Annotated in this window: 20 protein-coding genes; 13 read left to right on the top strand and 7 right to left on the bottom strand. The window is 60.4% G+C overall.

The genetic code is table 11. The features are described 5' to 3' along the window. Positions 1-6: 6 nt before the first annotated feature. From QOM10_RS26650 to QOM10_RS26625, 6 genes are all read right to left on the bottom strand, one after another. The gene (locus QOM10_RS26650) at positions 7-888 is read right to left on the bottom strand and encodes a symmetrical bis(5'-nucleosyl)-tetraphosphatase (protein ID WP_127929998.1); all 882 of its coding nucleotides are present in this window, start codon (positions 886-888) and stop codon (positions 7-9) included. Beyond that, entirely contained in the window at positions 888-1,268 is a 381-nt protein-coding gene (gene apaG, locus QOM10_RS26645) for a Co2+/Mg2+ efflux protein ApaG (protein ID WP_127929997.1), read from the bottom strand. Before apaG ends, QOM10_RS26650 begins: the two co-directional genes overlap by 1 nt. Positions 1,269-1,381: 113 nt before the next feature. Beyond that, positions 1,382-2,200: a 16S rRNA (adenine(1518)-N(6)/adenine(1519)-N(6))-dimethyltransferase RsmA gene (gene rsmA / locus QOM10_RS26640; protein WP_102900136.1), complete on the bottom strand. Its 819-nt coding sequence runs from the start codon at positions 2,198-2,200 to the stop codon at positions 1,382-1,384. Continuing rightward, on the bottom strand, positions 2,197-3,186 hold the full coding sequence (gene pdxA / locus QOM10_RS26635) for a 4-hydroxythreonine-4-phosphate dehydrogenase PdxA (RefSeq protein WP_316917203.1): 990 nt from the start codon (positions 3,184-3,186) through the stop codon (positions 2,197-2,199). Before pdxA ends, rsmA begins: the two co-directional genes overlap by 4 nt. Further along, complete coding sequence (surA, locus tag QOM10_RS26630; protein ID WP_316917202.1) at positions 3,183-4,505, bottom strand: peptidylprolyl isomerase SurA; 1,323 nt, start codon at positions 4,503-4,505, stop codon at positions 3,183-3,185. Before surA ends, pdxA begins: the two co-directional genes overlap by 4 nt. Next, positions 4,480-7,281 carry an LPS-assembly protein LptD gene (locus tag QOM10_RS26625; RefSeq protein ID WP_316917201.1) on the bottom strand — a complete coding sequence of 934 codons (2,802 nt, stop codon included), beginning with the start codon at positions 7,279-7,281 and terminating at the stop codon, positions 4,480-4,482. The genes surA and QOM10_RS26625 overlap by 26 nt, the downstream gene beginning before the upstream one ends. A gap of 130 nt (positions 7,282-7,411) precedes the next feature. Here QOM10_RS26625 and QOM10_RS26620 point away from each other — a divergent pair, with 130 nt between their 5' ends. Genes QOM10_RS26620 through QOM10_RS26610 form a run of 3 tightly spaced genes read left to right on the top strand, consistent with a single transcriptional unit; the run spans position 7,412 to position 9,868 of the window. Further along, positions 7,412-8,431, top strand: a complete 1,020-nt coding sequence (locus QOM10_RS26620) for an aminoglycoside phosphotransferase family protein (RefSeq protein WP_316917200.1) — start codon at positions 7,412-7,414, stop codon at positions 8,429-8,431. Further along, the gene (murU, locus tag QOM10_RS26615) at positions 8,428-9,099 is read left to right on the top strand and encodes an N-acetylmuramate alpha-1-phosphate uridylyltransferase MurU (protein WP_316917199.1); all 672 of its coding nucleotides are present in this window, start codon (positions 8,428-8,430) and stop codon (positions 9,097-9,099) included. Before QOM10_RS26620 ends, murU begins: the two co-directional genes overlap by 4 nt. Position 9,100: 1 nt before the next feature. Beyond that, a complete protein-coding gene (locus QOM10_RS26610) occupies positions 9,101-9,868 on the top strand; it encodes a TerB family tellurite resistance protein (protein ID WP_316917198.1) in 768 nt (255 codons plus the stop codon). Positions 9,869-9,991: 123 nt separating this feature from the next. Here the strand turns inward: QOM10_RS26610 and QOM10_RS26605 are convergent, their stop codons facing one another. Next, the gene (locus tag QOM10_RS26605) at positions 9,992-10,981 is read right to left on the bottom strand and encodes an alpha/beta hydrolase family protein (RefSeq protein WP_316917197.1); all 990 of its coding nucleotides are present in this window, start codon (positions 10,979-10,981) and stop codon (positions 9,992-9,994) included. Positions 10,982-11,054: 73 nt separating this feature from the next. On the opposite strand from QOM10_RS26605, the gene QOM10_RS26600 reads away from it, so the two are divergent. The 10 genes from QOM10_RS26600 to trpE all read left to right on the top strand — a co-directional run bounded on the left by QOM10_RS26600 (position 11,055) and on the right by trpE (position 23,600). Next, positions 11,055-13,451 (top strand): PAS domain S-box protein, encoded by a 2,397-nt coding sequence (locus QOM10_RS26600; RefSeq protein ID WP_316917196.1) that lies wholly within the window; start codon positions 11,055-11,057, stop codon positions 13,449-13,451. Between the two features lie 85 nt (positions 13,452-13,536). Continuing rightward, positions 13,537-14,166 carry a response regulator transcription factor gene (locus QOM10_RS26595; protein WP_116028308.1) on the top strand — a complete coding sequence of 210 codons (630 nt, stop codon included), beginning with the start codon at positions 13,537-13,539 and terminating at the stop codon, positions 14,164-14,166. Between the two features lie 348 nt (positions 14,167-14,514). Further along, a complete protein-coding gene (locus QOM10_RS26590; RefSeq protein WP_038363353.1) occupies positions 14,515-15,639 on the top strand; it encodes an ABC transporter ATP-binding protein in 1,125 nt (374 codons plus the stop codon). Positions 15,640-15,687: 48 nt separating this feature from the next. Next, positions 15,688-16,731 (top strand): ABC transporter substrate-binding protein, encoded by a 1,044-nt coding sequence (locus QOM10_RS26585; protein WP_038363355.1) that lies wholly within the window; start codon positions 15,688-15,690, stop codon positions 16,729-16,731. Positions 16,732-16,925: 194 nt separating this feature from the next. Beyond that, on the top strand, positions 16,926-18,173 hold the full coding sequence (locus QOM10_RS26580; RefSeq protein WP_008084125.1) for an ABC transporter permease: 1,248 nt from the start codon (positions 16,926-16,928) through the stop codon (positions 18,171-18,173). 12 nt (positions 18,174-18,185) lie between these two features. Further along, positions 18,186-19,010: an ABC transporter permease gene (locus QOM10_RS26575; RefSeq protein ID WP_008084123.1), complete on the top strand. Its 825-nt coding sequence runs from the start codon at positions 18,186-18,188 to the stop codon at positions 19,008-19,010. A gap of 287 nt (positions 19,011-19,297) precedes the next feature. After that, the gene (locus QOM10_RS26570) at positions 19,298-20,446 is read left to right on the top strand and encodes an iron-containing alcohol dehydrogenase (RefSeq protein WP_127929988.1); all 1,149 of its coding nucleotides are present in this window, start codon (positions 19,298-19,300) and stop codon (positions 20,444-20,446) included. A 114-nt stretch (positions 20,447-20,560) separates the two neighbouring features. Beyond that, entirely contained in the window at positions 20,561-21,235 is a 675-nt protein-coding gene (rpe, locus tag QOM10_RS26565; RefSeq protein ID WP_007918813.1) for a ribulose-phosphate 3-epimerase, read from the top strand. Beyond that, positions 21,232-22,050: a phosphoglycolate phosphatase gene (locus tag QOM10_RS26560; RefSeq protein ID WP_127929987.1), complete on the top strand. Its 819-nt coding sequence runs from the start codon at positions 21,232-21,234 to the stop codon at positions 22,048-22,050. Before rpe ends, QOM10_RS26560 begins: the two co-directional genes overlap by 4 nt. A 71-nt stretch (positions 22,051-22,121) precedes the next feature. Beyond that, complete coding sequence (trpE, locus tag QOM10_RS26555) at positions 22,122-23,600, top strand: anthranilate synthase component I (protein ID WP_316917195.1); 1,479 nt, start codon at positions 22,122-22,124, stop codon at positions 23,598-23,600. Positions 23,601-23,704: the final 104 nt, after the last annotated feature.

Raw genomic sequence — 23,704 nt, 5'->3', positions numbered from 1 at the left:
CGCAGTCTAACGCGGCGCGCTGACTGGCGAAGTTTCGGGGATAAGTGGTGCGACGGTCGGGGCGAGGCCGCCGTGTTCATCGCATTTGCATGACAGGCGTTCGCCGCTGTCGACGTTCATCAGGGTCAGACTGCCGCCCCAGACACAACCGGTGTCCAGCGCCGAGATGCCTGGCTCATGGATATTGCCTTCGAGTGCCGCCCAGTGGCCGAAGATGATGCGCAGGCCTTTGGTCTTGCGCTCTCTGTGCTGGAACCAAGGTTTGTAACCGGGTGGAGCGGTGTCGAGGCCTTCCTTGCTCTTGAGGTCGAGCTTGCCTTCGGCGGTGCAGAAGCGCATGCGCGTGAAGTAGTTGGTGATGACGCGCAGGCGCGTGACGCCTTTGAGGTCGTTGTCCCATTTCGCCGGGTCGTTACCGTACATGCCGTCGAGGTAGGCGGGGAACAGGTTGTCGTCACGCAGGGCGGTTTCGACTTCGCCGGCGCACTTCAGCGCGCGGCTCAGCGACCATTGCGGCGGAATGCCGGCGTGGACCATGGCGACATTACGCTGCTCGTCGTAGTGCATGAGCTTTTGCTGTCGCACCCATTCAAGCAATTCAGCGCAGTCCGGCGCTTCGAGAATCTCGCGCAGCGTGTCGGACTTCTTCAAGCGCTCGATATTTCTGGCCGCGGCCAGCAGATGCAGGTCGTGGTTGCCGAGTACGCAGACCAGCGATTCACGCATGCCATACAGAAAACGCAGGGTTTCCAGTGATTGCGGGCCACGGTTGACCAGATCGCCGACCAGCCAGAGCCGATCGAGTGCCGGGTCGAACGCGACTTGCTTGAGCAGGCATTTCAGCGGTTCGAGGCAGCCTTGCAGGTCGCCGACGGCATACGTCGCCATCAGTGCAAGGCTCCGGGGACGGCGAGGCGGAATGGCTTGATGATGGCATCGAAATGTTTGCCGTCGTCGGCGACCATTTCGTACGTGCCCTGCATGGTGCCGACCTTGGTGGTCATGACCGTGCCGCTGCTGTAGGTGTGGCTCTGTCCGGCATTGATCAGCGGTTGCTGACCCACCACGCCAGCGCCGCGGACTTCTTCGACATGGCCGTCACCGTCGGTGATGACCCAGTGCCGCGACAGCAGCTTGGCCGGGATCGCGCCATTGTTCTGCACGGTGATGGTGTAGGCGAAGGCAAAGCGGTCGTGCTCGGGTTGCGATTGGTCTGCCAGATAGTGTGTAACGACGCTGACATCGACCTGGTAACGGGAATCGGACATGCAAGAGGCCTTAAACGAAGCGGAACGCGGGGCGTAGCTGATGGGGAATCAGTCTAGGCAAGTATCGGGCAGTAAACCAGAGTGGCGTCCTGCCCGATAGCGTTCATCGTTTGTCAGTCGGCGGCGGGGGAGGCCGGGACTTGTATGGCGAGCTGGTCAGCCAGGCGTACGAACGCGGCCAGATCCAGTTGCTCCGGACGCAGGCTGCCATCGACACCGGCGGCTTCGATCTCGGCATTGCTGAGCAGTTGCTTGAGGGTGTTGCGCAGGGTCTTGCGGCGTTGGTTGAACGCTTCGCGCACCACGCGCTCGAGCAACTTGTGATCCTTGGCCGGGTGTGGAAGCACGGCGTGCGGCACCAGGCGAACGATCGCCGAATCGACTTTCGGCGGCGGGTTGAACGCGCCCGGACCGACGTTGAACAGGTGTTCCACACGGCAGTGGTACTGAACCATGATCGACAGACGACCCCAGTCACCGCCACCCGGGCCTGCGGCCAGCCGCTCGACCACTTCTTTCTGTAGCATGAAATGCATGTCGCGAATGATGCCGGCGTTGTTCAGCAGATGAAAAATCAGCGGCGTGGAAATGTTGTACGGCAGGTTGCCGACCACACGCAGGCTGTTCGGCGCGGCGTTGAGCGTGTTGAAGTCGAACTTCAGTGCATCGCCCTGATGCAGATTGAAGTTGCTCTTGCCGGCAAACTGCTGGTTGAGGATCGGAATCAGGTCCTTGTCCAGTTCCACTACATCGAGTTGCGCGCCGGAGTTGAGCAGGCCGGCGGTCAATGCGCCCTGACCCGGGCCGATTTCCAGCAGACGGTCTTCAGACTTGGCACTGATGGAGCGCAGGATGCGGTCGATCACGCCGGCATCGTGCAGGAAGTTCTGGCCAAAGCGTTTGCGCGCCTTGTGTTGGTATTGCTCGGTCATAAACGGGTCTCGGCCATCTGGTAGGCGGTTTCCAGGGCGACTTGCAGGCTGCCGGTGTCGATCTTGCCGCTGCCGGCCAGATCCAGGGCGGTGCCGTGGTCGACTGAGGTGCGGATGATCGGCAAGCCAAGGGTCACGTTGACGGCAGCGCCGAAGCCTTTGTACTTGAGCACAGGCAAGCCCTGGTCATGGTACATCGCCAGCACTGCATCGCAGTGCTCCAGATATTTGGGGGTAAACAGAGTGTCGGCAGGCAGCGGGCCACGAAGGTCCATGCCCTCGCCGCGCAGACGCTCTAATGTCGGTTCAATGATGTCGATTTCTTCATGGCCCAGATGGCCGCCTTCACCGGCGTGCGGGTTGAGGCCGCAGACCAGGATGCGTGGCTGGGCGATGCCGAATTTTTCTTGCAGGTCGGCGTGCAGAATCCGCGTGACCCGCTCCAGCCGCTGCGGCGTGATTGCGTCGGCAATCTCGCGAAGGGGCAGGTGAGTGGTGACCAGTGCGACGCGCAGGCCGCGCGTGGCAAGCATCATCACCACTTGCGCGGTGTGGGTCAGGTCAGCCAGAAACTCTGTGTGCCCGGAAAACGCGATACCCGACTCGTTGATCACGCCTTTGTGGACGGGCGCGGTGATCATCCCGGCAAAATCGCCGTTCATGCAGCCGTTGCCGGCGCGGGTCAGGGTTTCGAGGACGAAAGCGGCATTCGCCTTGTCCAGTTGCCCGGCCACCACGGGGGCGCTGAGCGGTGTATCCCAGACATACAGGCTGCCTGCGGGTGCCGGAGCGTCCGGCCAGTGATTCGGGCCGACATCCAGCAAAGTGACGGCCAGCCCCAACTGCGCGGCCCGCTCTTTGAGCAGGTCGCGGCTGGTGATGGCAATCAGGGGATGTGGCTGGGCTTGCGAGGCGAGCAGCAGGCACAGGTCGGGACCGATGCCGGCTGGTTCGCCGGGTGTCAGCGCGAAACGCTTGGGTTTCACTGCGCTGCCTGGTCTGCACCAGGGAGTTTGATCTCTACGTAAGCTTCGTCACGGATCTGACGCAGCCAGGTTTGCAGCTCTTCGTCGTATTTGCGGTTACGCAGTACGGTCATGGCTTGCTGCTCGCGGGCCTGTTCGGTGCTGTCGGTGGCGCGACGGCCAAGGACTTCCAGAACGTGCCAGCCGTATTGGGTCTGGAATGGCTTGGACAGCTGACCTTGTGGGGTCTGGGCCATCACTTCGCGGAATTCCGGCACCAGTGCGTTCGGGTCGATCCAGTTGAGGTCGCCGCCGTTGAGGGCAGACCCCGGGTCTTCGGAGTAGTTTTTCGCCAGTTCGGCGAAATCTTCACCGGCCAGGATGCGGTCATACAACGATTGCACCAAGGCTTTGGTTTTGGCTTCGTCGCGGATCGGACTTGGCTTGACCAGAATGTGGCGTACATGCACTTCGTCGCGCATCTGCGCTTCGCCGCCGCGCTTGGCCAGTAGCTTGAGGATGATGAAACCACCCGGGGTGCGTGCAGGCTGAGTGATGTCGCCAACGGCCATGCTGCTCAACTCGCGGTCAAACGGCGGTGGCAATTGTGCGGCTTTACGCCAGCCCATGTCGCCGCCTTCCAGAGCGTTGTCGCTACCGGATTTGGCCACCGCCATCTGACCGAAGTCAGCGCCTTGCTTGAGTTGCTGGTAAATCTCCATGGCCTGACGGGCAGCGCTCTGAATCGCATCAGAGTTGGCGCTTTCCGGCGTCGGGATCAGGATGTTGGCCAGGTGCAGTTCTTCGGACAGTTGCATCTTGCCCAGGTCGGAGGCGAGGAAGTTCTTCACTTCCTGCTCGGAGACCTGAATGCGTTCTGCCACGCGGCGCTGACGTACGCGGCTGATGACCATTTCGCGTTTGATCTGGTCACGGGCGTCGTCGTAGGACAGACCGTCGCGAGCCAGAGCAGCACGGAATTGATCAACAGTCATGTTGTTGCGCTGAGCAATGGTGCCGACTGCCTGGTTCAATTCTTCATCGGTGATGCGGATGCCGGAACGCTCGCCAATCTGCAGTTGCAGGTTTTCGACGATCAGACGCTCGAGCACCTGTTGATCCAGTACGCCTGGAGGCGGCAGGCCGCCACCACGCTTGGCGATGGTCTGCTGAACTTCGTGGACGCGCTGGTCCAGTTGACTCTGCATGACCACGTCGTTGTCGACGATCGCTACCACTTTGTCGATGGATTGAACTGCGGCGTTAGCCGCAGTACCCAGGAACAGCGCGCCCAGCATCAGCGGGCGCAGACAATCAGAAAGCTTGGTCTTCACGTTCACGATAACCTTGAATGCCTTTGTCGAGGAAGCTCTCTACCTTGGCGCCAGTGAGGCCGCCGAGTCCCTTCAGAACAATTTGGAGGAAGATGCCATGGTCGCCTTTTTCGTTTTGCGGGGCTTCCTGGCTGAACTCGTCATAGGAAACCCAGTAACGGTTGATCAGGCGCAGTTTCCAGCAGCAGTTGTCGTACTCGAAACCACCGAAGGCTTCCAGGGTACGGTTGCGGTTGTAGTCGTACTGCCAGCGGCTGATGGCGTTCCACTGCGGAACGATCGGCCAGATGACCGAGAAGTCATGCTGCTGGATCTTGTAGTAGTCCTTCACGTAGCCAGGCTGACCAGGAGTGCCGTAGTCGCCACCACCCACTGTCCATTTACCGGTGTTCTGGTCGTAACGGATCTGGTCGTTGCGATAGCGATAACCGACGTTGATAACCTTGTTCGGGTTGTCTTCAGGCTGGTAGTGGAACATCGCGCTGCCGGAGCGCGGGCTGCGGCTGTCCGGATCCCAGTTGTAATCGGCCGTGGTGCGCCAATCGCGGTTCCAGCGGTATTCGTATTCCAGAGCGTATGGCGAGACGTTGGATTTCGCGTCGTCACGATCGTTGAATGCGATGCCAGGCAATTGAACCTTGCGATCCTTGAAGTACAACGCCTGACCAACACTGATGCGTTGACGTTCGAAACCGTTGTCTTCGATCCAGCGGCTGGTAACGCCCAGCGACAGTTTGTTCTCGTCGCCGACGCGGTCGGAGCCAGAGAAACGGTTGTCGCGGAACAGCGAAGCGTAGTTGAAGGTGTATTCGCTGGTGTCGAATACTGGAATGTCTTCCTGGTCGACCTCGGGTACATAAAGGTAGAACAAGCGTGGTTCCAGAGTCTGACGATAGTTTTTGCCGAAGTACTGGGTATTGCGGTCGAAATACAGCCCGCCGTCGATGCTGGCGATCGGTACACCACGGTTCTGGTTGCTGTCGAATTCGCCGTTGAGCTTTTTCTGTTCAGCTGTCATCGCATCAATCTGCGATTTGCCGGTGTTGTCCAGATCCAGCTGATATTGGGTGTACTGGTATTTCAGCGATGGCTTCAAGAAGCCATAGGTCCAGTTCATTGGCAGGCTGACACCCGGCTTGAGATTCAAGCGGTCGCCATTGGCACGTGCCAGACCCGTGATGTTGTTGTCTAGGCGCGACTCGGTAGTGACGCCGTCTTCCTGTACAAAGGTGCCACTTCTCAGGTCACGGTCGAAACGGACAAGCTCGGTCTCGTAATCGAAATTCAGACCTTCCGGGTGGTACGGCAGCTGACCGTTGAAGGTGATCTGCGGCAGACGGCCGTACGGCGTCAGGTTCGAAACGGTTGCGAGCTGGTATTGCTGGGCATTCAACGTGGCGGTGTACGAATCACCACGGTAGGAAACCAGACCCTGTTGGTTGACGAAGTCGCTGGACTTCACGCCAATCTGATCGGTTTGCAGGTCCTGGAAGTAGTACGGATCGCTGATCTTGGTGTAGTCAACCTGAGTGAACACACGGGAGTCGAGACCGCCCTTGTGCTGCCAGTTGTACATGTAGCGAGTCTCGTTGTAGTCGGACTGTCGCTTGCGATCATCGTCTTCATCATTGAGGTAGGCGGCACCGAACTGACCTTCACTCGACTTGGTCAGGTAACGCAATTCGCCTTCCACCAGCATGCCGCGCTTGCTCATGTAGCGCGGGTATAACGTGGCGTCGTAGTTCGGTGCCAGGTTGAAGTAGTACGGCGTGACCAGCATGAAGCCGGTATCGGTGCCGCTGCCAATGGTCGGCGGCAGGAAGCCCGACTGGCGACGGTCGTCGATCGGGAAATAGATGTACGGCGTGTAAAGAATCGGAATGTCTTTTACGCGCAACGTCACGTTGGTCGCGGTACCGAAACCGGTGGCCGGGTTCAAGGTGATGTTGTTGCCCTTGAGCTGCCAGGCATTGCTGTTCGGTTCGCACGTGGTGTACGTGCCGTCCTTCAAGCGGATGATCGCGTTTTCCGCACGCTTGGCGTACAGCGCGTTGCCGCGGATACGCGATTTGTGCATCACGTATTCGGCGTTGTCGACTTTGGCTTCACCGGTGTCGAGCTGCACATCGGCATGGTCGCCAACGATCAGCGCGCCGTTGTCGCGGATGCGCACATCGCCATTGAGTTCGGCGCGGCTCTCGGCCTGATACAGGCTGGCCTCGTCGGATTCGACCTGCATGCTGCCCTGACGCAGGACGACATCGCCGGCCAGCGTACCGACTTGATCATCGGTGTTATAGCGCGAGGCTTTTGCGCCGATAAAGGTCGGTGCATCGCTTTTGTTCGTCTTGTCATTCATGCCAGGACGAATCGGTTCGATATAGGCACCAGAGCAGTAAGGCCCGGTCTCGGCCAGTTGGGCGGCGGTGAGTTTCTCGCGCGGAACCCAGTCGAGGTGACTGAAGTCTTCGCTACGGGATTTCAGACCGCGGCCTTTGGCTTCGGTGACGAGTGCCGTTTTAGGGGCTGTGTCGGCAACCGAACCGTTCTCGGTCGCGGCTTCGCCGGTAGCGCTGACGGCACTGCCGTCATGCACCGGACGCGGCGGCAACGCAGCAGCGGTTGATTTGGGCGCACAGGCCCAACCACCCGAAGCCGAGACGGAGCAGTCATACTGCTCGGCGGCAACAACGAATTGACTGGCCAGAGGTTGCATAGCCAGCAGACTGCCGGTTACCAACAACGGAAATTTTTTACGAAACGCGGGGGATTTCAATGCCATCTTATTAGTCCGGGCTTCCTGCGTGCCATCTGCCCGCGGTGTGGGCCGCACGCCTCTCGATGGTCTGAAAAAGATGCTGGATAATAAAGCATGACCCGCTTGACGGCTAGCGCCGTCGGAGACCCTTGCAATGCCTGATCAAGATGTACGCTTGCAACACCTGAAAGTTTGGCTCGATGAGCAGTTGGCAATCCTGTTTGCAAATCAGGGCTGGGGCACCGTGCCCCCGGCCACGTTGACCGCGGCCAGCAGCGACGCGAGCTTTCGCCGTTACTTCCGCTGGGAAGGGGAGGGTCGCAGCTTTGTCGTAATGGACGCACCGCCGCCCCAGGAAAACTGCAAACCGTTCGTGGATATCGCCTTTTTGCTGGCGAAATCCGGAATAAATGTGCCGAAAATTTATGCCGAAGACCTCGATCGCGGATTTCTTTTGCTCAATGACCTGGGCAACAAGACCTATCTCGACGTGATCGATGGCGAAAATGCCGACGCATTGTTCAGCGATGCCCTGCAAGCGCTGCTGGCTTTTCAGCAGTTACCAATGGTTGCGCCGCTGCCGAGTTACGACGTTGCGTTGCTGCGCCGTGAGCTGGAACTGTTTCCCGAGTGGTACGTGAAGCGCGAACTCGGCGTCGAGTTCGATTCAATTCAGCAACAACAGTGGCAGCACATCAGCGATCTGCTGATCGACAGCGCCCTGGCCCAGCCGAAAGTGCTGGTTCACCGCGACTACATGCCGCGCAACCTGATGCTCAGCGAGCCGAATCCCGGCGTGCTGGATTTCCAGGATGCGGTTTACGGCCCGGTGACCTACGACGTGACTTGTCTGTTCAAGGACGCCTTCCTCAGCTGGCCTGAAGAACGCGTACGTGGCTGGCTGGAAAGTTATTGGCAACAAGCCTCGGCGCTGAATATTCCGGTGCAGCCGGACTTCGAAGATTTCCAGCGCGCCAGCGACCTGATGGGCGTGCAGCGTCACCTGAAAGTCATTGGCATCTTTGCGCGCATCTGCCATCGCGATGGCAAGCCGCGTTATCTGGCCGACGTACCGCGCTTCTTCTCTTATATAGAGGCAGTGATCGGGCGTCGTCCGGAGCTGGCGGAGCTGCAAACGCTGCTCACCAGCCTGCGGGGTGGAGCAACAGCATGAAGGCAATGATTCTGGCTGCAGGCAAAGGCGAGCGCATGCGCCCGCTGACCCTGACCACGCCGAAACCGCTGGTGCGTGCCGGCGGCGTTCCTCTGATCGAATACCACCTGCGTGCCCTCGCGGCGGCCGGCTTCAACGAGATCGTGATCAATCACGCCTGGCTCGGTCAGCAGATCGAAGATTATCTGGGCGACGGTTCGCAGTTTGGCGTGAGCATTCAGTATTCGCCGGAAGGTGAACCGCTGGAAACCGGCGGCGGGATTTTCCGGGCGCTGCCGTTGCTTGGCGATGACGCGTTTCTGGTGGTCAACGGTGATATCTGGACCGATTACGACTTCAGCGTCCTGCACCAGCCGATCACCGGTCTGGCGCATCTGGTGCTGGCGGACAACCCGGCGCATCACCCGAGTGGAGATTTCACTTTGGTCGATGGCAAGGTGCACAACGGTCAGCCGGACGCTGCAACCCTGACCTACAGCGGCATCGCGGTGCTGCATCCTCAGTTGTTCGACGGCTGCGCCGACGGTGCTTTCAAACTGGCACCGCTGTTGCGCAACGCCATGGCGGCTGGCGAGGTCACGGGCGAGCGTCTGAAAGGTCACTGGGTCGATGTCGGTACGCACGAGCGTCTGGCAGAAGCTGAAACCTTGATAGAAGCGAGTCGCTGACATGTTGTGGCCAGGGACTCTGATTGGAGCCGGAGCGGGTTTTGCGATTGCCAGCATTCCGGGGGCCATGCTTGGGGCATTGTTGGGGCAAGCGCTGGATCGGCGTCTGCACTTGCAGAGCTGGGGGCATTTGCGGGAAAAGCTCGGCGGTAAGCCGATGCTGCGCAATGATGAATTGTTGTTCGTGTTGCTCGGTCGTCTGGCCAAGAGCGACGGTCGCGTCACCGATGGGCATATCCAGCAGGCGCGTAACGAGATGCGCGCGCTGGAAATGAGTGAGCCGGCAACACGCCGGGCGATTGCCGCGTTCAATCGCGGCAAGTCCGGCAGTGACAGTCTGCGCGGTTATCTGCGGCGTCTGAGTACGCAACCGCATGCTGCCGAAGGCGTATTGCGCGCCTGCTGGCGAATGGTCTGGGCCGATGGTCGCGCGGGCGTCAGTGAACGTGAGTTGCTGGCGCAGTGGGGCAAGTGGCTGGGCTGGACGGCGCATCAGGTGCAGGCCTTGGCCAACGATTACGAGCCGGGCAAGCGGCCGATCGTCAGCGCGGCGGTAAGCTATCAAGAGGCGATGCGCTTGCTCGGCGTGTCGGCGTCCAGTGAGCCGGCGCAGATCAAGCGCGCTTATCGGCGCCTGCTCAGTCGTCATCACCCGGACAAGATTGCCGGTACGGGGGCGACGCCAGCGCAGGTGCGTGAGGCGACCGATAAAACCCGCGAGCTGCACAATGCCTACACGTTGATTCGTGAGCGGCGGGATTTTCGCTAGTCGTTAGCGCTGTGTTGCCGGTGATGGCCCCTTCGCGAGCAGGCTCGCTCCCACAATGGATTGTGTACGCAGATCCAATGTGGGAGCGAGCCTGCTCGCGAAGGGGGCGACGCGGTTTACCGATCAGTCCGGGTTCTGCGGATTCAACCAGCCACGCACCCGGCGGAACAGCTGTTCCTGTTCAGCCTTGTTATCCGGCAAGGCCTTGAGTGCGACCTGGCTGAACGCCGAAGTCTTCAAGCGCTTGCTCGCCTGCATGCGCTCCAGCGCCGCGTTGCGATCAAGCGGCTTGTCCATGTAGAAAATATCCGCGGTCGGCAATTTCAATGTCGGTGTCAGTTCCGCCAATGCCGGTTTGGCTTTGGCCGGTGCTTGCGCATCGACCATGACAAATTTTTCGATCTGCGCGGTTTGTTTTTCAGTCAAATAGCGCGCGGCCCAATAGGCACCGGTGCCGTGGCCGAGTACGACAATGCTGCGTGCACTTTGCTGTTCGGCGTAGCCAATCGCCGCGTCGATCCGCGCGAAGATACGCTCGGCATCGGCCTTGGCTTGTTCTTCGGTGGTCTCGGCAACGACCTGCTCGGCGACTTCGGCTTCACCGCCCGCCGCCTGTTCGATTGGCTGCGCGGTGGTGGCGTCCTTGCTGCCGCTTTCCGGTGCCTTCGGCGCGGCAGCTGCTTCGACGACGCGCGGGGCAATGGCATCGCTTTGCAGATCAGGCAGCGTGATGCTCAGGCTGCTCCAGTCGGCGTTAGGCAGTTTTTGTCGCAATGGGCCGATCGCCTGTGGCCAGTCAGCGGTTTCGCCAGCGCCAGGGATGATGATCACCGCGCCTTTGGGCTCGGCGGTGTTGGCCGGTTTCCACAGGGCGAGAAAGGTGTCGCTGCCGGCCTGTAATTGTTGCTGTTCTTGCGCCGGGACCTTACGTTGCAGTGCGGCGGCTTCTTCCTGACTACGCTCAAGCAGTGGCTGGCGTTCGGCGGGTTTTTCTTCGGCCGGTTTTTCTGCGGTGGCGGCAGGTGCCGGATCGGCGGCTTCGACGGAAAACGCACAAGGCAGAATCAGCGACAGGCACAATGCTGGCATTGCCAGGCGGTAGACAGAGGGCATCGGTTATTCCAGGCCAGAAAGTATCCCGGCAGCCTAATGGGTTGGTCAGAATTTGTCAGTGTATGAGACTTCAATGAAGCGATTTTGCTGCCTGTGGGTTATCGGCTGTTTATGGTTTCCCTTGATGGGCTGGGCGGCGCCTGCGCCGCCGTCACATCTCGCACAGTTGTCGGCGGGCCAGCAGCAGTGGCTGGCGCAGCACAATGAATTGCGTGTTGGTCTGGTGTTGCAAGCCCCTTATGCGCAATACGACCGGCGCCTGCAACGGTTGTCCGGGGCCAACGTCGAATTGATGAAGTTGTTGGCGAAAACGCTCAATGTCGAACTGAGCTGGCGCAACTTTCAGGATCTCGCGCAACTGGAAACCGCGGTGCGCGAGGGCGAGATCGATATCGCGCCGGGCCTGAGTCAAACCCCGAGTGCGTTGCGTCTGTGGCAGTTTTCCGATCCGTACATGCGCGTGCCGCAATTGGTCGTCAGCGATCAGAAGGCCAGTGGCGTGGTCGATCTGGAGAAACTCGATAGCCAGGTCCGTGTTGCTGTGCGCATGCCCAGTACCACCGCCGACTATCTGCGCGGCAACTATCCGCATCTGAACCTGCAAGGCGTGCCGCTCGAACGTCAGGCCTTGCAGTTGCTGTTGAGTCAGCAGGCCGCTTACGCCGTAGTCGATGAGGCGCAGCTCGGACGCTTGTCGGTAGAACCGGAGTTCGCCGAACTGGTGGTGGTCGGCGATATCGGCCTGCCGCAACTGCTGCGAGTCGGCTCGCGCCGCGATTGGCCAGAGTTGGCCGGCATCGTGCAAAGTGCGCTGCGCGCGATCCCGGCCAAGGATCTCGAGCAACTGCACAATCAATGGCTGCAACCGAAATATCCACGACTGTCGGAGTCGCCGGGGTTCTGGCAGAACCTTAGTCTGTTGTTCGCGGTGATGCTGCTCAGTTGTGTCGCGATCGTGTTCTGGCAGCGCCGCCAACAGCACAGCCTCGAACAGCGACTGCTGGCCGCCCGGGAAGACATCGCCTTGCGCGCGGCCAGCGAAGAAGCGCTGCGGTTGACGCAGTTCTCCATTGATCAAAGCACCGTCGGCATCCTCTGGGTCAACTGGGACAGCCATGTGCGCTACGCCAACCGTGCAGCCGAAGTCATGCTCGGTTACCCCTCGGGCGGGTTGATCGAGCGACCGCTGATCGACTTCGAGCCGGGCCTGCACATGGATCGCTGGCTCAACCTGTGGAAGCGCGCGCGCGCCAGTGAAGAAGGGCCGTTGAGTTTCGAGACCAGTTGCGTGCGTGCCGATGGCAGTGTTTTGCCGGCGGATGTCTCGCTGAGTTTCTTGCGTTTTCGTGACAGTGAGTATCTGGTGGTTTATCTCACCGACGTCACCGAGCGCCGTCGCGCCGTGGCGGCGTTGCAGGAAAGCGAGGCGCGTCTGCAGGGCATCGCCGCCAACGTACCGGGACTGGTGTTCCGTCTGGAGCGCGCGCCGGTGACCGGGCAGATCGACTTTGCCTACATCAGTGAAGGCAGCGAAAGTCTGGTCGGCTACGCACCGGCCGTCATCGCTCATCGCGACATGGGTCTGCGCAGTCTGGTGCATCCGGATGACAAGGCCAGTTACCACCGCACCCAGGATCAGGCGCTGGACACCGACAGCGACTGGTCATGGCAGGGCCGAATCCTCACGCGTCAGGGCGAGCAGCGCTGGGCCGAGATCAAGGCGATCACCCGGCAACTGGAGGATGGCGCCTACGTGTGGGACGGCATCGTTTGGGACATCACCGAGAGCAAGCGTATCGAGCTGGAGCTGGCCGCCTCCCGTGAGCAACTGCGCGAACTGTCGGCGCATCTTGAGAGCGTGCGTGAAGAAGAGAAGGCGCGAATTGCCCGCGAGGTTCACGATGAATTGGGGCAGATGCTCACGGTGCTGAAACTGGAAACATCGATGTGCGAACTGGCCTACGCGCAACTCGATCCCGGTCTTAACGAACGCCTCAACAGCATGAAACGCTTGATCGCCCAGTTGTTTCAGTTGGTGCGCGATGTGGCGACGGCGCTGCGGCCACCGATTCTCGATGCCGGGATTGCGTCGGCGATCGAATGGCAGGCGCGGCGGTTTGAAGCGCGGACGCAGATTCCGTGTCTGGTGCAGGTGCCGGACAATCTTCCGGCGCTCAGTGATGCCAAGGCGATTGGCCTGTTCCGGATCCTGCAGGAGGCGCTGACCAATGTGATGCGCCATGCTCAGGCGCATACTGTGGAACTGACGCTGGCGCTGGAAGGCGACGAATTGTGTCTGACTGTCAGTGATGATGGCGTAGGATTTGTCGCCGCTGCCGGTCGGCCGACTTCGTTTGGACTGGTTGGCATGCGCGAGCGGGTGCTGATCATGGGCGGGCGGTTGACGCTGGAGAGTGAACCGGGGGAGGGCACCAGTCTGATGGTGCGGGTGCCGGTGAGTGAGGTCTGAAAGTCTGTAGTGTTTGGGCTGACGCTATCGCGAGCAGGCTCACTCCTACAGGGAATGGTGTGTACCTGAAATCTGGAGAAAAGATTTGATCCGTGTACTGGTAGCCGAAGACCACACCATCGTCCGCGAGGGCATCAAGCAATTGATCGGCCTGGCCAAGGATCTGCAAGTGGTGGGCGAGGCGAGCAATGGCGAGCAACTGCTCGAAACCTTGCGTAGCGTGCCATGCGAAGTGGTCTTGCTCGACATCTCCATGCCCGGCGTCAATGGCCTCGAAGCAATCCCGCGCATCCGTGCGTTGAACAATCCGCCAGCAATTCTGGTGCTGTCGATGCACGACGAAGCGCAGATGGCCGCGCGGGCGCTGAAGGTTGGCGCGGCCGGGTATGCGACCAAGGACAGTGATCCGGCGCTGTTGCTCACCGCCATTCGTAAAGTCGCGGCCGGCGGGCGATACATTGATCCGGATCTGGCGGATCGCATGGTGTTTGAAGTCGGTCTGACTGATGCGCGGCCGCTGCATTCGTTGTTGTCCGAACGCGAGTTCTCGGTGTTCGAACGCCTGGCCCAAGGCGCCAACGTCAACGACATCGCCCAGCAACTGGCCCTGAGCAGCAAGACCATCAGCACCCACAAAGCGCGGCTGATGCAGAAACTCAACATCACCTCGCTGGCCGAACTGGTCAAATACGCGATGGAACACAAACTTCTCTGATCAGCACTGTTCCCCTGTGGGAGCGAGCCTGCTCGCGAAAGCGGTGTAACAGTCACCGAATAAGCTGAATGACCCACCGCATTCGCGAGCAGGCTCGCTCCCACAAGGGATCTGCTTTGGATCCGGATTGTGCGCATATCCCTAAGCGACACGCGTTTTTGCCATTGCATGTGGCTCGCAGCTTGTCGCTTGCCACTGCCTTATCCATTAGCGCCATCCTTGTAGGGCAATCCCTACCCCCAACCTTCCATCCGGCTGAGGCGATTCTCTCCTGCGCCCCGATTTGCGTGCCTGTCAGCAGCCACTAGGCTTAACCCACAAGCAGTCATCAACAACAAAGGTGTGGGTATGAGCCAGGTCGATACAAACGCAGGGGCCAGTGATGTGCTGGTCAGCTTTCGTGGAGTGCAGAAGAGCTACGACGGCGAGAACCTGATCGTCAAAGACCTCAACCTGGACATTCGCAAAGGCGAATTTCTCACCCTGCTCGGGCCGTCCGGTTCCGGCAAGACCACCAGCCTGATGATGCTCGCCGGTTTCGAAACACCGACCGCTGGCGAGATTCTGCTGGCCGGGCGCTCGATCAACAACGTGCCGCCGCACAAACGCGACATCGGCATGGTGTTCCAGAACTACGCGTTGTTCCCGCACATGACCGTAGCGGAAAACCTCGCGTTCCCGCTGACCGTCCGTGGCCTGAACAAAAGCGACGTCAGCGACCGCGTGAAGAAAGTCCTCAGCATGGTCCAGCTCGACGCGTTCGCCTCGCGCTACCCGGCGCAGCTGTCCGGTGGTCAGCAGCAGCGTGTGGCGCTGGCCCGCGCGCTGGTGTTCGAACCGCAACTGGTGCTGATGGACGAACCCCTCGGCGCCCTCGATAAACAACTGCGTGAACACATGCAGATGGAAATCAAACACCTGCACCAGCGCCTCGGCGTGACCGTGGTCTACGTGACCCACGATCAGGGTGAAGCGCTGACCATGTCCGATCGCGTCGCGGTGTTCCATCAAGGCGAAATCCAGCAGATCGCCCCACCACGCACCCTTTACGAAGAACCGAAAAATACCTTCGTCGCCAATTTCATCGGCGAAAACAACCGCCTCAACGGCCGCTTGCTCAGCCAGAGCGGCGAGCGTTGCGTGGTCGAGTTGGGTCGTGGCGAAAAGGTCGAGGCGCTGGCGGTCAATGTCGGCCAGACCGGCGAACCGGTGACCCTGTCGATCCGTCCGGAGCGTGTCAGCCTCAACGGTTCGAGCGATCAATGCGTTAACCGCTTCTCAGGGAGGGTGGCGGAATTCATCTATCTGGGCGACCACGTCCGGGTGCGCCTGGAAGTCTGCGGCAAGACCGACTTCTTCGTGAAACAGCCGATTGCCGAGCTCGATCCCGCGCTCGCAGTCGGTGACGTGGTACCGCTTGGCTGGCAGGTCGAGCACGTTCGCGCGCTTGACCCGCTTTTAGAGGCGAACTGATCGCCCCGGCAATACCAACACCAACCCTGCACGTGGAGAGAACAATAAATGTTGAGATCCCTGAAGTTCACCGCCCTGACCCTGGGCCTGATGGGTGCGGCCAGCGCAATGGCCGCTGGCCCGGATTTGACCGTGGTGTCGTTTGGCGGGGCGAACAAGGCCGCGCAAGTCAAAGCCTTCTATGCACCGTGGGAAGCGGCGGGCAACGGCAAGATCGTCGCCGGCGAATACAACGGCGAAATGGCCAAGGTCAAAGCCATGGTCGACACCAAGAGCGTGTCGTGGGATCTGGTGGAAGTTGAATCGCCCGAGCTGTCCCGTGGTTGCGACGAAGACATGTTCGAACAACTCGACCCGGCACTGTTCGGCAAAACCGAAGATTACGTCAAAGGCGCGATCCAGCCGTGCGGCGTAGGTTTCTTCGTTTGGTCGACCGTACTGGCTTACAACGCCGACAAGCTGAAAACCGCACCGACCAGTTGGGCGGATTTCTGGGACACGAAGAAATTCCCGGGCAAACGTGGCCTGCGTAAAGGTGCCAAGTACACCCTCGAATTCGCTCTGATGGCCGATGGTGTGGCGCCGAAAGACGTCTACAAAGAGTTGGCGAGCAAGGGTGGCCAGGATCGCGCGTTCAAGAAGCTTGATGAGCTGAAGCCAAGCATTCAGTGGTGGGAAGCCGGCGCGCAACCGCCGCAATATCTCGCTTCCGGTGACGTGGTGATGAGCTCGGCTTACAACGGTCGCATCGCGGCGGTGCAGAAAGAATCCAACCTGAAAGTGGTGTGGAACGGCGGCATCTACGACTTCGACGCCTGGGCTATCCCGAAAGGTCTGGACGCCAAGCGCGCGGAAGCGGCGAAGAAATTCATCGCCTTCTCGGTACAGCCGCAGCAACAGAAGACCTACTCGGAAAACATCGCCTACGGCCCGGCCAACACCCAGGCTGTGCCGCTGCTGGCCAAGGATGTCCTGAAAGACATGCCGACCACCCCGGAAAACATCGCCAACCAGGTGCAGATCGACGTCAGCTTCTGGGCTGACAACGGCGAGCAGCTGGAGCAGCGCTTCAACTCCTGGGCTGCGAAATAAGCCGAGCCTGGTGAGGGTGGGCTTGCCCACCCCTGTGGGAGCGAGCCTGCTCGCGAAAGCGGTAGATCAGCCAGCATAGATGTTGAATGTGCTGGCCTCTTCGCGAGCAGGCTCGCTCCCACAGGTAGCTGTGTTTCAACACAACAGCGGTGGCTCACCACCTCTGTAACGATCAAAGATTTGCGGAGTACGTCATGGCCATCGCCGTTCCCCTGAACGAGGGCAACAGCCCCACCTTGAAGCAGAAGCTCAAGCGCGCCGAGCGGGTCAACCGCTGGAAGGCTCAAGCGCTGATTGCGCCGCTGGTGCTGTTTCTGTTGCTGGTGTTTCTGGTGCCGATCGTGGCGCTGCTCTACAAAAGCGTCGGCAACCCCGAAGTGGTCGGCGGCATGCCGCGCACCGTGGCGGCCATCGCCAGTTGGGACGGCCGTGGCCTGCCCGCTGAACCGGTCTATAAAGCCGCCGGCGAAGACCTCGCCGAAGCGCGCAAAAACCAGACGCTGGGCGATTTGTCCAAGCGCTTGAACATGGAGTTGGCCGGCTATCGCAGCCTGTTGACCAAAACCGCCCGGGCGCTGCCGTTCGCCAGCGAACCGGCCTCTTATAAAGAAGCCCTGGAAGCACTCGACGAACGTTGGGGCGACCCCGCCTACTGGCAGGCGGTCAAACGCAACACCAGCAGCATCACGCCTTATTACCTGCTGGCGTCCGTCGACCACCGCATCGACGACCTCGGCGAAATCGCCCCGGCCACCCCGGATCAGGCGATCTACCTCGACATCTTCGCCCGCACCTTCTGGATGGGCCTGGTGATCACCGTGATCTGCCTGCTGCTCGCCTATCCACTGGCCTACCTGCTGGCAAACCTGCCATCGCGGCAAAGCAATCTGCTGATGATTCTGGTGCTGTTGCCGTTCTGGACCTCGATTCTGGTGCGTGTCGCCGCATGGATCGTGCTGTTGCAATCGGGCGGTCTGATTAACAGTGGCCTGATGGCCATGGGCATCATCGATAAACCGCTGGAACTGGTGTTCAACCGCACCGGCGTGTACATCTCGATGGTGCACATCCTGCTGCCGTTCATGATTCTGCCAATCTACAGCGTGATGAAAGGCATCTCGCCGACTTACATGCGCGCCGCGATTTCCCTTGGCTGCCATCCGTTTGCCAGTTTCTGGCGGGTGTACTTCCCGCAGACCTATGCCGGTGTCGGCGCCGGTTGCCTGTTGGTGTTCATCCTCGCCATTGGCTACTACATCACCCCGGCGCTGCTCGGCAGCCCGAACGATCAAATGGTCAGCTACTTCGTCGCCTTCTACACCAACACCAGCATCAACTGGGGCATGGCCACCGCACTGGGCGGGCTGTTGTTGCTGGCGACTGTCGTGCTTTATCTGATTTACAGCTGGCTGGTCGGCGCCAGTCGCCTGCGCCTGAGCTAAGGGGAATTCGAGATGCTGAGTCCTTACATGTCGCCCATTGAACGGGTGTGGTTCTACAGCCTGCGGATCCTTTGCGGCCTGATTCTGTTGTTCCTGATTCTGCCGGTGCTGGTGATTATTCCGCTGTCGTTCAACTCGGGCAGTTTTCTGGTGTATCCGCTGCAGGGTTTCTCGCTGCAGTGGTATCACGACTTCTTCGCCTCGGCGGAATGGATGCGCGCCCTGAAGAACAGCATCATCGTCGCCCCGGCGGCGACGGTGCTGGCGATGATCTTTGGCACGCTGGCGGCAATCGGTCTCACTCGCGGTGACTTCCCCGGTAAAGCGCTGGTGATGGCGCTGGTGATTTCGCCGATGGTGGTGCCGGTGGTGATCATTGGTGTGGCGAGCTATCTGTTTTTCGCACCGCTGGGGTTGGGCAACAGCTTCTTCTCGTTGATCGTGGTGCACGCGGTGTTGGGCGTGCCGTTTGTGATCATCACGGTATCGGCGACGTTGCAGGGGTTTAACCACAATCTGGTGCGTGCGGCGGCTAGTCTTGGTGCTTCGCCACTGACGGCGTTTCGTCGGGTGACCTTGCCGCTGATTGCGCCGGGGGTGATTTCCGGGGCGCTGTTTGCGTTTGCGACTTCGTTTGATGAGGTGGTGGTGACGCTGTTTCTTGCCGGGCCTGAGCAGGCGACGTTGCCTCGGCAGATGTTTAGCGGGATTCGCGAGAACCTGAGTCCGACGATTGCGGCTGCGGCTACGTTGCTGATCGCCTTCTCCGTCATCCTGCTGCTGACCCTGGAATGGCTACGGGGTCGTAGCGAAAAACTGCGTACGGCTCAGGTTTAAGGGCCAGATCAAAAGCTTACCCCCTCACCCCAGCCCTCTCCCCCAAGGGGTAGAGGGGAAAGGGAGCAGATATTCGTGCGGTTCAGAATCTGAGTTCGACTCGGTATTTCAGGTCGGTGTACTTCGAGAGTACAACTCGGTCAGTCCCCTCTCCCTCTGGGAGAGGGCTAGGGTGAGGGGCTCTTGCTCTTGCCCTCGATAGGTCATTCACCACCTGAATAGCAGACAACCCCAAATCCCCAGCTAATCTTGTGCCCAGCTCCCACATCTATAAGAGGCTGCGCACGATGAGTCTGTCCCAGTTCAAAATCGCTCACAAACTGATCACCGGCGCCGCCGCCATCGAACAACTGGCCGCCGAACTCACACGCCTCGACATCGACAACCCATTGATCGTCACCGATGCCGCGCTGGTCAAATCCGGCACGGTTGAGCTGGCACTGGTGCAACTCGGTGGTCGCGACTACGAGATTTTCGACCGCGTACTGCCAGACCCGGAAATCGCCATCGTCGAAGACTGCATGCGTGTCTACCGCGAAGGCGGGCACGACGGCTTGATCGGTCTCGGTGGCGGCAGTGCCATCGACATCGCCAAAAGTGTCGCGGCGTATGCCGGTTACCACGGCGCACTGGAAGATCTGTTCGGTGTCGACCAGGTGCCACGCAAAGGCCCGCCACTGATCGCCATCCCGACCACCGCCGGCACCGGTTCCGAAGTGACCAACGTAGCGATCCTCTCGGACAAAGTCGCGCAGTTGAAGAAAGGCATCGTCAGCGACTTTCTATTACCGGACGTGGCGCTGGTCAGCCCGCAGATGACCCTGACCTGCCCACGCAGTGTCACCGCCGCCAGTGGCGTCGACGCCTTGGTGCACGCCATCGAATCCTATCTGTCGGTGAATGCCTCGCCGATCACCGACTCGCTGGCCATCGGTGCCATCAAGCTGATCGCCAAAGCCCTGCCCAAGGCCTATGCCAACGGCGGCAATCTGCAAGCGCGCGAAGACATGGCCACCGCCAGCCTGATGGCCGGTATGGCGTTCGGCAATGCCGGGGTCGGCGCGGTGCATGCGCTGGCGTATCCACTGGGCGGGCGTTTCAACATCGCCCATGGCGTGAGCAATGCGTTGCTGCTGCCGTACGTCATGACCTGGAACAAGATGGCCTGCGTTGAGCGCATGCAGGATATCGCCGAAGCCATGGGGGTGAAGACCGCTCATCTGAGCGCCGCCGAAGCAGCGGACAAAGCCGTGCAGGCAATGAGCGATCTGTGCGCAGCCGTGGAAATTCCGGCCGGACTGCGTAGTTTCGGCGTGCCGGAAGAAGCGATCCCGGCGATGGCCGTGGAAGCGGCGGGGATCGAGCGCCTGATGCGCAACAATCCGCGCAAACTCAGCGCTGGGGACATCGAGAAGATCTACCGCGCGGCGTATTGAGTCAGCGCCCGTCCTCCGTCATGGCACAACCCAATCATCGCGGTCACGGTGCGCGCTTGGAAACTTGAGGTATACAATGCGCGCCATCGTGATTTAGCTCAGAAAAGGTGCGTCATGCAGCCCTTCGTAATTGCTCCGTCGATTCTCTCCGCCGACTTCGCCCGCCTCGGCGAGGAAGTCGACAACGTTCTGGCCGCGGGTGCCGACTTCGTTCACTTCGACGTCATGGACAACCACTACGTGCCGAACCTGACCATCGGTCCGATGGTTTGTGCGGCATTGCGCAAGTACGGCGTCACCGCGCCGATCGACGCGCACCTGATGGTCAGCCCGGTGGACCGCATCGTCGGCGACTTCATCGAGGCCGGCGCTACCTACATCACTTTCCACCCGGAAGCCACGCTGCACGTTGATCGCTCGCTGCAACTGATCCGTGAAGGCGGCTGCAAATCCGGTCTGGTGTTCAACCCGGCAACCCCGCTGGACGTGCTCAAGTACGTGATCGACAAGGTCGACATGGTCTTGCTGATGAGCGTCAACCCGGGCTTCGGCGGGCAGAAGTTCATTCCCGGCACCCTCGACAAACTGCGCGAAGCGCGGGCGATCATCGATGCTTCGGGTCGTGACATTCGTCTGGAAATCGACGGCGGCGTCAACGTCAACAACATCCGCGAAATCGCCGCCGCTGGCGCTGACACCTTTGTTGCCGGCTCGGCGATCTTCAACGCGCCGAACTATCAGGAAGTCATCGACAAGATGCGCTCCGAACTGGCGCTGGCGCGCCCATGAGCGGGTTCGAGCAGCTGTTCCCGGGGAAACTGCCACGGCTGGTGATGTTCGATCTGGATGGCACGCTGATCGACTCGGTTCCGGACCTGGCAGCCGCGGTGGACAACATGCTGCTCACCCTTGGTCGTCAACCGGCGGGCATCGATTCGGTGCGCGAGTGGGTTGGTAACGGCGCGCCGGTGCTGGTGCGCCGCGCGTTGGCCGGTGGCATTGATCATTCAGCCGTGGATGACGTCGAAGCCGAGCGTGCGCTGGAAGTGTTCATGCAAGCCTACGGCGCCAGCCATGAGCTGACCGTGGTCTATCCCGGCGTGCGCGACACCCTCAAGTGGCTGCACAAGCAAGGCGTGGCCATGGCGCTGATCACCAACAAGCCGGAGCGTTTCGTCGCGCCGTTGCTGGATCAGATGAAGATCGGCCGCTACTTCAAGTGGATCATCGGTGGCGATACCCTGCCGCAGAAAAAGCCTGATCCGGCGGCGCTGTTCTTCGTGATGAAAATGGCCAACATCCCGGCCTCGCAATCGTTGTTCGTCGGCGACTCGCGCAGCGACGTGCTGGCGGCGAAAGCGGCGGGAGTCAAATGCGTGGCGCTGAGTTACGGCTACAACCATGGCCGACCGATTGCCGAGGAATCCCCGGCGCTGGTGATCGACGATCTGCGCAAGCTAATTCCCGGTTGCCTCGGTACGGCCGCTGAGATAACGTTGCCCGACGCTTCTCAATCCCATTCTGGAAACGCCATCGTGGTGGTCACTCGCAAACTCTGGATGAAAGTCATCAAGGCCCTGGCCCGCTGGCGTTGGCGCGCCTGACTTGTTCCTGGCCGGCTCGCCGGCGCGTTTGCATACCTGACTGATTTGCCCCTCACACCACGAGGCACCTTATGATCCGCGAAGAATTCCTGCGCTTGGCCGCTGACGGCTACAACCGCATTCCGTTGGCCTGCGAAACCCTGGCCGACTTCGACACGCCGCTGTCGATCTACCTGAAACTGGCCGACCAGCCCAACTCCTACCTGCTCGAATCGGTGCAGGGCGGCGAGAAATGGGGCCGTTACTCGATCATCGGCCTGCCGTGCCGCACCGTGCTGCGGGTTCACGACCATCACGTCAGCATCACCGTTGATGGCGTCGAGACCGAAAGCCACGATGTTGAAGATCCGCTGGCCTTCGTCGAAACCTTCAAGGCTCGCTATAACGTGCCGACCATTGCCGGTCTGCCGCGTTTCAACGGTGGCCTGGTCGGTTATTTCGGTTACGACTGCGTGCGTTATGTCGAGAAGCGTCTGGGCAAGTGCCCGAACCCGGATCCACTGGGCGTGCCGGACATTTTGCTGATGGTCTCCGACGCGGTCGTCGTTTTTGACAACCTCGCCGGCAAGATGCACGCGATCGTGCTGGCCGACCCTGCGCAGGCGGATGCCTTCGAACAAGGTCAGGCGCAATTGCTGGCACTTCTGGAAAAACTGCGCCAACCGATCACCCCACGCCGTGGCCTGGACTTCAGCAAACAGCAATCGGCTGATCCGGTGTTCCGTTCCAGCTTCACCCAGGACGATTACGAAAAAGCCGTCGACACCATCAAGGAGTACATCCTTGCTGGCGACTGCATGCAGGTTGTGCCGTCGCAGCGTATGTCGATCGACTTCAAGGCTGCACCGATCGATCTGTACCGCGCCCTGCGTTGCTTCAACCCGACGCCGTACATGTACTTCTTCAACTTCGGCGACTTCCACGTCGTCGGCAGTTCCCCGGAAGTGCTGGTGCGGGTCGAAGACAACCTGATCACTGTGCGCCCGATCGCCGGTACTCGCCCACGTGGTGCCACCGAAGAAGCCGATGTGGCGCTGGAAGAAGACCTGCTGTCGGACGATAAAGAGATCGCCGAGCACTTGATGCTGATCGATCTGGGCCGTAACGACACCGGGCGCGTTTCGGAAATCGGCTCGGTGAAACTCACCGAGAAAATGGTCATCGAGCGTTATTCCAACGTGATGCACATCGTCTCCAACGTCACCGGCCAGTTGAAAGAAGGGCTGACGGCGATGGACGCGCTGCGGGCGATTCTGCCGGCCGGCACCTTGTCGGGCGCACCGAAGATTCGCGCGATGGAAATCATCGACGAACTGGAGCCGGTCAAGCGTGGTGTTTACGGCGGCGCGGTCGGTTACTTCGCCTGGAACGGCAATATGGACACCGCGATTGCCATTCGCACGGCGGTGATCAAGAACGGCGAACTGCATGTGCAGGCCGGTGGCGGTATCGTCGCCGACTCGGTGCCGGCGCTGGAATGGGAAGAAACCCTGAACAAACGCCGCGCGATGTTCCGCGCTGTGGCCCTGGCCGAGCAAACCCCGGACTGATCACTGATCTTCCCTGTGGGAGCGAGCCTGCTCGCGAAGAGGCCGTGTCAGTCACCATTGATGTTGGCTGACTTAGCGCTTTCGCGAGCAGGCTCGCTCCCACA

Source organism: Pseudomonas sp. P108 (genome assembly GCF_032613195.1).
Lineage (GTDB): Bacteria > Pseudomonadota > Gammaproteobacteria > Pseudomonadales > Pseudomonadaceae > Aquipseudomonas.
This window is presented reverse-complemented; position numbering and strand designations above follow the sequence as displayed.

Coding starts and splice junctions, on each gene's coding strand:
- rsmA (WP_102900136.1), bottom strand. CDS start 2,200: ATGACCGAGCAATACCAACACAAGGCGCGCAAACGCTTTGGCCAGAAC.
- QOM10_RS26585 (WP_038363355.1), top strand. CDS start 15,688: ATGTTGAGATCCCTGAAGTTCACCGCCCTGACCCTGGGCCTGATGGGT.
- QOM10_RS26625 (WP_316917201.1), bottom strand. CDS start 7,281: ATGGCATTGAAATCCCCCGCGTTTCGTAAAAAATTTCCGTTGTTGGTA.
- QOM10_RS26650 (WP_127929998.1), bottom strand. CDS start 888: ATGGCGACGTATGCCGTCGGCGACCTGCAAGGCTGCCTCGAACCGCTG.
- QOM10_RS26575 (WP_008084123.1), top strand. CDS start 18,186: ATGCTGAGTCCTTACATGTCGCCCATTGAACGGGTGTGGTTCTACAGC.
- QOM10_RS26605 (WP_316917197.1), bottom strand. CDS start 10,981: ATGCCCTCTGTCTACCGCCTGGCAATGCCAGCATTGTGCCTGTCGCTG.
- QOM10_RS26620 (WP_316917200.1), top strand. CDS start 7,412: ATGCCTGATCAAGATGTACGCTTGCAACACCTGAAAGTTTGGCTCGAT.
- trpE (WP_316917195.1), top strand. CDS start 22,122: ATGATCCGCGAAGAATTCCTGCGCTTGGCCGCTGACGGCTACAACCGC.
- rpe (WP_007918813.1), top strand. CDS start 20,561: ATGCAGCCCTTCGTAATTGCTCCGTCGATTCTCTCCGCCGACTTCGCC.
- QOM10_RS26570 (WP_127929988.1), top strand. CDS start 19,298: ATGAGTCTGTCCCAGTTCAAAATCGCTCACAAACTGATCACCGGCGCC.
- QOM10_RS26560 (WP_127929987.1), top strand. CDS start 21,232: ATGAGCGGGTTCGAGCAGCTGTTCCCGGGGAAACTGCCACGGCTGGTG.
- apaG (WP_127929997.1), bottom strand. CDS start 1,268: ATGTCCGATTCCCGTTACCAGGTCGATGTCAGCGTCGTTACACACTAT.
- QOM10_RS26610 (WP_316917198.1), top strand. CDS start 9,101: ATGTTGTGGCCAGGGACTCTGATTGGAGCCGGAGCGGGTTTTGCGATT.
- murU (WP_316917199.1), top strand. CDS start 8,428: ATGAAGGCAATGATTCTGGCTGCAGGCAAAGGCGAGCGCATGCGCCCG.
- QOM10_RS26600 (WP_316917196.1), top strand. CDS start 11,055: ATGAAGCGATTTTGCTGCCTGTGGGTTATCGGCTGTTTATGGTTTCCC.
- QOM10_RS26590 (WP_038363353.1), top strand. CDS start 14,515: ATGAGCCAGGTCGATACAAACGCAGGGGCCAGTGATGTGCTGGTCAGC.
- QOM10_RS26580 (WP_008084125.1), top strand. CDS start 16,926: ATGGCCATCGCCGTTCCCCTGAACGAGGGCAACAGCCCCACCTTGAAG.